5 protein-coding genes are annotated in these 8,392 nt (G+C 71.5%); all 5 read left to right on the forward strand.

Annotated elements, in window-relative coordinates:
• The first annotated feature begins 93 nt into the window (after positions 1 to 93).
• A complete protein-coding gene (locus NYZ98_RS10890) occupies positions 94 to 1,464 on the forward strand; it encodes an extracellular solute-binding protein (RefSeq protein ID WP_262842479.1) in 1,371 nt (456 codons plus the stop codon).
• Entirely contained in the window at positions 1,461 to 2,390 is a 930-nt protein-coding gene (locus NYZ98_RS10895; RefSeq protein WP_262842480.1) for a carbohydrate ABC transporter permease, read from the forward strand. The genes NYZ98_RS10890 and NYZ98_RS10895 overlap by 4 nt, the downstream gene beginning before the upstream one ends.
• Positions 2,390 to 3,211, forward strand: a complete 822-nt coding sequence (locus tag NYZ98_RS10900) for a carbohydrate ABC transporter permease (protein WP_262842481.1) — start codon at positions 2,390 to 2,392, stop codon at positions 3,209 to 3,211. The genes NYZ98_RS10895 and NYZ98_RS10900 overlap by 1 nt, the downstream gene beginning before the upstream one ends.
• 3 nt (positions 3,212 to 3,214) lie before the next feature.
• Entirely contained in the window at positions 3,215 to 7,651 is a 4,437-nt protein-coding gene (locus tag NYZ98_RS10905; protein WP_262842482.1) for a glycoside hydrolase family 38 N-terminal domain-containing protein, read from the forward strand.
• Positions 7,648 to 8,392, forward strand: a 745-nt coding sequence (locus tag NYZ98_RS10910; protein WP_262842483.1) for a DUF7158 domain-containing protein, incomplete at its 3' end; no start/stop codon positions are given. The genes NYZ98_RS10905 and NYZ98_RS10910, both read left to right, overlap by 4 nt.

An 8,392-nucleotide genomic window follows, 5' to 3' on the forward strand; every position in this document is an offset into this window, starting at 1 on the left:
GGCCGAAACACGGTCGGCAGACCACTCCAGCGCGGGGGTCGTGGCCGCGGAGCATGCTCGGCGGCCGGCCGCACAGGCCGGAGAAGGAGTCCGATGAGACGAGCGATGGTGGCCTCGATGCTGGCGGTCGCGGTTGCGGCCACGGCCGGCGCGTGTGGTGGAGACACGACGGACAAGAGCGCGGGCGGGGCCAAGGAGATCGAGGTCCTGTACAAGACAGACCCCACCTGGCCGTACATGGACAAGGTCCTCAAGCAGGCCAAAACCGATTACGAGGCCGCGCACAAGGGCGTGACGATCAAGCTGTCGCCGGTCCAGGGCGACAACGAGGTCTACTACACCAAGCTCGCCCTGCTGAACCGCTCGCCCGACTCGGCCCCTGACGTGTACCTGCACGACACGTTCCAGGTCAACGCCGACGTCGCCGCGGGCAAGCTCGCGCCGCTCGACGACTACCTGAAGACGTGGCCCGACTGGGCGACGCAGTACGCCGACTCGGTGAAGCAGGCCGCCAAGGGCCCCGACGGCAAGATCTACGGCGTTCCGATCAGCACCGACACCCGGGGACTCTGGTACAACAAGGACGTCTTCGCCAAAGCCGGCATCCAGGTGCCCTGGGAGCCGAAGACCTGGGCGGACGTCCTGACCGCCGCCCGCGCCATCAAGGCCAAGGCGCCCGGCGTCATCCCCTTCAGCATGTACTCCACCAAGCCGCACGGCGAGGCCGCCACCATGCAGGGCTTCGAGATGCTCCTGTACGGCACGCCGGGGGGCACGCTGTACGACGACACCCAGAAGAAGTGGGTGGCCTCCGGCAAGGGGTTCACCGACTCGCTCGGCTTCATCAACTCGATCTACCGCGAGAACCTCGGCCCCAAGCAGGCCGACGCGTTCGACCCCAAGCTCGGCGACAAGGTCGCGCTCGAATGGTTCCCCGAGGCCAAGCTGGGCATCGACCTCGACGGCGCGTGGGTCTCCTCGGCGTGGAAGCCGAGCGGCACCAAGCCGTGGCCGGAGTGGACCGAGAAGATCGGCTGGACCCCGATGCCGACCCAGAACGGCGAGGCGCCCGGCGCGGTCAGCATGTCCGGCGGCTGGGTCATGGCCATGAGCTCCTACGCCAAGGACAAGAAGGAAGGCTTCGACTTCATCTCCACGGTGACCAACAAGAAGAACACCCTGCTGTACTCGGTCAGCACCGGCGACCTGGCCCCGCGCAAGGACGTGGCCGCCGACCCGACCTACTCCGCCGACAACCCGGCCGTGAAGTTCTGGACCGACCTCGCCTCGGTCACGCACTACCGCCCGGCCTACGAGGTCTATCCCAAGGTCTCCGCCGAGGTGCAGAAGGCCATGGAGGCGATGACGACCGGCTCCAAGGCACCTGACGCCGCGGCCAAGGCCTACGCGGACTCGCTGCCCGCCGTCGTCGGCGGGCCGGACAAGGTGACCGCCGGCTCATGACCGTCACGACCGTGACACCGCCACGGCTGGCCGGCTCCCCCGAGCAGGGGGAGCCGCGCCGGCGGCTGCGGGGGACCCTGCGCTGGCTCGTGCCCCTGGGGCCCGCGCTGGTCCTGCTCGTGATCTTCATGGCGGGGCCCATCCTGTGGAGCGTCTACATCGCCTTCACCAACGAGACGCTGACCGGCGCCGCGTCGGTGAACTCGCACTTCGTGGGTTTCGCCAACTTCGTGAAGCTGTTCGGGGACGAGGACTTCATCAACTCGTTCCTGCTCACGTTCATCTTCGTGATCGGCTCGGCGGTCATCGGTCAGAACACCCTCGGCCTGGTCATCGCGCTGATCCAGCGCGGGCGCGGCCGGGTCCTCCGCGGCGTGGTCAACGGCGTCGTCATCGCGGCCTGGGTGGTCCCCGAAGTGGTCGCGGCGGCCTGCTGGTACTCCTTCCTCGCCGAGGAGGGCACGCTCAACGAGCTGCTCGGCTCGCTCGGCCTGTCCCAGGACTGGCTGTTCAGCGCGCCGATGCTCGCGATCATCCTGGCCAACATCTGGCGCGGCACCGCCTTCTCCATGCTCGTGTACTCCGCCGCGCTGTCGGACGTGCCGAGCGACCTGCTGGAGGCCGCCGCGGTCGACGGGGCCAGCGGCTGGCGGCGGCTGGTGCACATCACGCTGCCGCTGATCCGCCGCTCGATCCTGTCCAACCTCATGCTCATCACCCTGCAGACGCTGGCGGCCTTCGGCCTGATCTACGCGCTCACCGGCGGCGGTCCCGGCACGGCCAGCCAGACCACGCCGCTCTACATGTACGAGCAGGCGTTCCGGTACTTCGAGATCGGCTACGGCAGCGCGATGGCCCTGGTGATGCTGGTCATCGGCGCGGTGTTCTCGCTGGTCTACCTGCGACTGATCAAGGTGGACGCCTGATGACCCGCGTGGCCGCCCGCACCGCGGCGCTCATCTCGCTCGCGCTGATCACCCTGGCCTTCCTCGGCCCCTTCGTCTGGGTGCTGGTCGCCTCCGTCCAGCCCGAGGCCAACCTCAGCGCCAAACCGACGTTCGAGTTCTCCTTCAAGAACTTCGCCGCCGTGCTGAACTGGGAGACCGTCTACCACCCGATCATCAACTCGATCGTCATCTCCGGCGGCACGGCCATCCTCACCGTCGTCGTCTCCGGGCTCGCCGCCTACCCGCTCTCCCGCTACAAGCTGCGCTTCAAGCGGCACTTCATGCTCACCCTGCTGTTCACCACCGGGCTGCCCGTGACGGCCATCATGGTGCCGGTGTACTCGATGTTCTTCCGGTTCAATCTGTACGGGTCGGTGCCGGCCACGGTGCTGTTCCTGGCGGCCAGCGCGCTGCCGTTCGCCATCTGGATGATGAAGAACTTCATGGACGGCGTCCCGGTGAGCCTGGAGGAGGCCGCGTGGGTCGACGGGGCCGGCTGGGTGCAGTCGCTGACCCGCGTCGTCGTCCCGCTGATGGCCCCCGGCGTCGCCGTCGTCACGATCTTCGTGTTCGTCGGCCAGTGGGGCAACTTCTTCGTCCCGTTCGTCCTGCTCGACACCCCGGAGAAGCAGCCGGCGGCCGTCACCATCTACACCTTCTTCTCCCAGTACGGCCAGGTCGCCTATGGTGAGCTGGCCGCCTTCTCGATCATCTACACAGCCCCGGCCGTGGTGCTCTATGTCGCCGTGAACAAGTACCTCGCCGGATCGTTCAGCTTCGCCGGATCAGTGAAGGGTTGACCGTTGCGTATCACCAGCGTCGAATCCACCGAGCTCTTCGTCGACTCCGGGCAGGTCGTCCGGGTGCACGTCGAAGGACCTCCGGGTGAGATCGAGGTCCGCGTCACCGGCCCCGGTGTCAGCGGTGCCGCCCGTACGGCGCGGCGCCCGGCCGAGGTGGGCGTCCCGGCGGACGCCGCTCCCGGCACGCGGATCCCGATCGAGGTGACGGTCTCCACGGGCACCGCGCCCGACGCGGACGCGACCGGCGAGCTGGTGGTGGCCGAATCCGGCTGGACGGTGTGGATGGTGCCGCACTTCCACTACGACCCGGTGTGGTGGAACACCCAGGCCGCGTACACCACGACCTGGGACGACGCCGGCGAGGTCGCCCAGGAGTTCCGCGGCGACCGGCAGCACGCCGGGTTCGCCCTGATGCGCGAGCACCTCGACACCGCGCGCCGCGACCCCGACTACAAGTTCGTGCTCGCCGAGGTCGACTACCTCAAGCCCTACTGGGACTCCCACCCCGAGGACCGCGACCTGCTGCGCCGGCTGCTCGGCGAGGGCAGGGTCGAGCTGATGGGCGGCACCTACAACGAGCCCAACACCAACCTGACCTCGGCCGAGTCCACGATCCGCAACATCGTGTACGGGGTCGGCTTCCAGCGCGACATCGTCGGCGGCGACCCGGCGACCGCCTGGCAGCTCGACGTGTTCGGGCACGACCCGCAGTTCCCCGGCCTGATCGCCGAGGCCGGGCTGACGTCCAGCTCCTGGGCGCGGGGCCCGCACCACCAGTGGGGGCCGATGCTCACCGGGCGCGACCTCGAACGCGACGGCTGGGGCGACCCGTCGACCATGCAGTTCCCCGCCGAGTTCGAATGGCTGTCGCCGTCCGGCAAGGGCGTGCTCACGCACTACATGCCCGCCCACTACAGCGCCGGGTGGTGGATGGACTCCACCGCCGACCTCGCCGCCGCCGAGCAGGCCGTGTACGAGCTGTTCGTCCAGCTCAAGAAGGTCGCCGCGACCCGCAACCTGCTGCTGCCCGTCGGCACCGACTACACCCCGCCGAACAAGTGGGTCACCGAGATCCACCGCGACTGGAACGCCCGCTACGTGTCGCCCAAGTTCGTCTGCGCGCTGCCGAGGGAGTTCTTCGCCGCCGTGCGCTCCTCGCTGGCCGCGCCCTCGCCGCAGACCCGCGACATGAACCCGGTGTACACCGGCAAGGACGTCTCCTTCATCGACACCAAGCAGGCCCAGCGGTCCGCCGAGTCGCTGGTCGCCGACGCCGAGAAGTTCGCCACCATCGCCGCCGTGACCTCCGGCGCCCGCTACCCGCACGCCGCGCTCGACAAGGCGTGGCGCCAGCTCGTGTACGGCGCCCACCACGACGCCATCACCGGTTCGGAGTCCGACCAGGTCTACCTCGACCTGCTCACCGGCTGGCGTGAGGCGCACGACCTGGGCAAGGACGTCCTCACGGCCTCCCTCGGCGAGCTCACCGCCCGCGTCGACACGAGCGGCCAGGGCACCGCCGTCGTGGTGTGGAACCCCTCCTCCTGGGAGCGCACCGACCTGGTCAGGGTCCGGCTCGCCCTGCCCCGCCCCGGCGCCGCCGGGGTACGCGTCACCGACCCCGGCGGCGGCGAGCTTCCCGTGCTCCTGGAGAACCCCGAATACGACGAGGACGGCGGGCTCGCGTCCGTCGACGTCGTCGTGCTCGCGCGGGCCGTGCCGCCGCTCGGCTGCACGACCCTGCGCGCCGAGCCGGTCGAACAGGCCACGCCCGGGTGGACCGCCCGCGACGGCGACACCATCTCCACCGCCACCCATCTCGTCGAGGTCGACCCGGCGCGCGGCGGCTGCGTGTCCCGGTTCACCGACGTCGCGCTCGGCCGCGAGCTGCTGCAGCCCGGCCGGGTCGGCAACGAGCTGATCGTGTACGACGAGTACCCGGCGCACCCCGAGTTCTCCGAAGGCCCCTGGCACCTGGTGCCCAAGGGGACCGCCACCGGCTCGGCCGAGCGGCCGGCCACGTCCGTCACCGTCGAGACCAGCGCGCTCGCCGAACGCGTCACCGTCACCGGCCAGGTCGGCTCGGTCGCCTACACCCAGCGGATCACCCTGTGGCACGGCCTCGACCGGGTCGACTGCGTCACCCACATCGACGAGTTCGACGGCGCCGACCAGCTCGTCCGGCTGCGCTGGCCCGCCCGCGTCCCCGGCGCGCTGCCGGTCAGCGAGGTCGGCGACGCCGTCGTCGGCCGGGGCTTCGGCCTCATCGACGTGGACTCGGGCGAGCACCCCTGGACGCTCGACAACCCCGCCGGCTCCTGGTTCGCGCTGTCCTCCACCGCGCGGGTCGCGCTGCGCGCCGAGGACGGCACGCCGATCGGCGACCGGGCCATCGGCATCGCCGAGATCATCGGCGGCGAGCCGCGTGACCTCGCGGTCGCCCTGGTGCGCAAGGGCGTCACCGCGACCTGCTCCAGCGCCCCCGGCCCCCGGTACGGCGACCTCAGCGTGGACTCCAACCTGCCCGACGTGCGGGTCGCGCTCGGCACCCCGGAGGAGAACCCGTTCGTCGCCCAGGTACTGGCCGCTTCCGACCCCGGGTACGGCGAGCTGCTGCGCGAGCGCCTGGCCTCCGCCGGCCGTGCCCGGGTGTGGATCCCCGCGTCCGAGCCGCTGGAGAAGGTCTGGGTGCCGAGCGCCGACCTCACCGGCGTCCGCGCGCTGCCCGTGCTGGTCGTCGCGGGCGAGGGCGCCGCCGAGGAACTGGTCGCCGACCTCGACGACGCCGTCATCGAGGTCGTCCAGCCCGCCGACCTGGCCACGCTCACCGAGCCCGCGCTGGACGACTACACCATCGGCGTGGTCAACCGTGGCGTCCCGGGGTTCGCCGTCGACTCCGGCGGCGCCCTGCACATGTCGCTGCTGCGTTCCTGCACCGGCTGGCCGTCCGGGGTGTGGATCGACCCGCCGCGCCGCACCACGCCCGACGGGTCCAACTTCCAGCTACAGCACTGGACGCACTCCTACGAGTACTCCCTGGTCACCGGTGCCGGCGACTGGCGCGCCGCCCGGCTGGTCGACCACGGGCACGACGTCAACCACCCCCTGGCCGCCGTACCCTCCGCCGCGCACGATGGCGACCTGGCCGCCACGACCTCGTTCCTGTCGGTCGAGCCGGCGGGCAAGGTCGTGCTCGCCGCGCTCAAGGCCACCGGCAACCCGCTGGCCACCGGGCGGGAGGCGGGCGAGGTCGACGGCGTCACCCTGCGGCTGTACGAGGCGGCGGGGACGCCGGTCACCGCCCGGATCACCACCACCCTTCCCCTCGGGGACGCCCACCGCACCGACCTGCTCGAACGGCCGCTGTACGCGCTGACGGGCGGCGAGCTGGCCCTGACCGGCATGGAGATCGCCACCGTCTCCGCCCCCCTTTCCAACCCCCCGACCCCCACCGAACCCACAGAATCCCCCACCCCCCACTCCTCAGAAGACCCGGAGTCCCCAGAGGACCCCACGTCCTCGAAGGGTGCGGGTGTCTCCAGGGGCCGCACGTCCTCGCAGGGTGCGGATGTCTCCGGGGGCTCTCCGATATCGCCGGGTGCGGGTGTCTCGGAAGGTCTTCTGGGCTCGGAAGGTCTTCTGGGCTCGCAGGGTCCCGCGGACTCCCCGGGGACCTCTGGACCCTCAGGCGGCGGTGCCGGGGCGGCGCTCGGGCCGGAGGCCGAGCCGTACCAGCCGGTCTACACGCGCTACTGGCTGAACAACACCGGACCGGCCCCCACGGGCAACATGCCGGTGGCCGTCCACCTCTCGCTCCCCGACCTCGCCGCCGACGGCCCCGCCGAAGTGGCCGTGTCCGTCGCCTCCGGGCTCACCCACGGCGAGGCGTCCGGCGTCGTCACCCTGCTGCCGCCCGACGGCTGGACCTGCGAGCCGGCCGAACGCCCGTACGCGCTCGCCCCCGGCGGCCACACCTCTTTCCCGGTCACCGTCGTCCCCCCGGACGGCGCCGAGGCGGGCGTCTACTGGCTCCGCGCGCGCACGTCCCACGGCGGCCAGACCTACGAGGACGTGACCCGGCTGCACGTCGGCGGCCTCCACGGCACCGGCCTCGACATCACGGTCGAAACGCCCCACGTGCGGCTGTCACCCGGCGACTCCGAGGCGGCGGCCGGGGCGGTGGAGCTGGTGCTCCGCTCCCCGGCCCGCACGGACGTCTCCGTCCAGGCCCAGCTGATCAGCCCCTGGCACACCTTCGACCTGTTCCCTGAGTGGAACACCGGCGTCGTCGTCCCCGCCCAGGGCGAGGCCCGCCTCCGCTTCGACGTCCAAGCGCCCCCCGGCACCCGCCCCGGCCACTGGTGGGCGGTCGTCAAACTCGCCAGCGCCGGCTGGCTCCACTACACCGATTCCATCAAAATCGAGATCCTCCCATGACCCCCCACCCCACCCGCGAGGCGCCGCACTCCCACAAACCCGGCCACACGGTCGCCGCCGGGCCCGTCAGGTCCGAGGACAGCCTGGGAGGAACGCACTCCCACACTGTCGCGGCCGAGGTCGGGGGGCGGGCCATCCCGGTCTCCCTCGTCGACGAACGCGAGGCGGGACTACGCGCGGGACCACTCGCCGCACGCCTCCCACACCCTCACAGCGCCGAAGGCCGCAACCTCCGACGCTGGCTCGTCCAGGTCCTGATCACCGAAACCCTCATCCACCAAGAAGCCACCACCCTCCACCTGGACCCCGCCCCCTCCGACCCGAACCCTGCCGCGTCCAACCTCGACCCCGCCGCCTCCCCCCTCCGCCCCGCCGCCTCCGGCCTGCACCCCGCCGCCTCCGGCCTGCACCCCGCCGCCTCCGGCCTGCACCCCGCCGCCCTCGGCTCGGCCTCCGCCCTCTCCGGCTCGGTCTCCGTCGGCCACGACGCGCGCCCCGCCAGGTTGACCCTGACCGATGCGCTCCGCACCGGAGGCGTCGTCGCGGCCGTGACGACGTCCATGCCCCTGGCCCGCCGCCTCCGCGCGGCGGTCACCGCCGGGGTGACCGTCCCCGACTCCGAGGTCCGCGCGTACTACACCCGCAACCTCGACCGCTACACCCACCAGGAAACCCGCCACGTGACCCGCCTCCCCAACCCGGAACCCCCTCCCGTACCGCCCCCGGGCGGGGGCGCGGGGC

Source organism: Sphaerisporangium corydalis (assembly GCF_025506355.1).
GTDB classification, from domain to species: Bacteria; Actinomycetota; Actinomycetes; order Streptosporangiales; family Streptosporangiaceae; genus Sphaerisporangium; species Sphaerisporangium corydalis.